Raw genomic sequence first — 587 nt, 5'->3', positions numbered from 1 at the left:
GCCCCGGCCGGCCCACCGGCCCGGCGTTCCGCGAAAGCGTTCGCGACCGGGGTCCGTACGGGTGTCCGCACGATATCGATGTTGTCGGTGGTGAAGACGGTGTCGAAGACGGCGGTGAACGTCGTGTCGCGGTCACGGATGAGGAACCGGAACCGTCTCGCCCGCTCACCCAGAGTAATGGGCAGGTTGCGGGCTTGCTGGGTGGCCCAGCTGTTCGTCGGGCGGAGGATCAGCTGGCGGATCTCCGTTGGGGTGGAGGGCCTGCCGGGTGGGCGGTGCGGCTGGGTTCAGCGGCGGCGGACCAGGTGGCGGTGCCAGCGCAGAATCGTCTCAGGGCGGACCAGCAAGGTCGGCGATGAGGTGCGCGGGAGCAGCCGTGCCAGGCCGGCGAGGATGGCGCGGTCGGCCCAGCAGTACCGGGGCCGGGGCACCTGGCGGCGTAGCACGGTGAGTTCGTGGCGGAGCACAAGGATCTCGGCGTCTTTCGTCGCCGAGCTGCGGGCCACCAACCCCAGCCAGCCCACCAGCCGACAGAAGACGAGGTAGATCAGCCGAACCGCCATGGCCAGAATCATCCACACGGTGGT

Annotated in this window: 1 pseudogene; it reads right to left on the bottom strand. The window is 69.5% G+C overall.

From position 1 onward, the window contains the following. Positions 1–287 precede the first annotated feature (287 nt). Positions 288–587 (bottom strand): annotated as a pseudogene (locus tag FMEAI12_RS36880) (transposase); the annotation flags it as partial.

The sequence above is a fragment of the Parafrankia sp. Ea1.12 genome (genome assembly GCF_900465275.1).
Taxonomy (GTDB): domain Bacteria; phylum Actinomycetota; class Actinomycetes; order Frankiales; family Frankiaceae; genus Parafrankia; species Parafrankia soli.
Note: the sequence above shows the minus strand (reverse complement) of the source record. Positions and strands in the feature narration are given on the sequence as shown.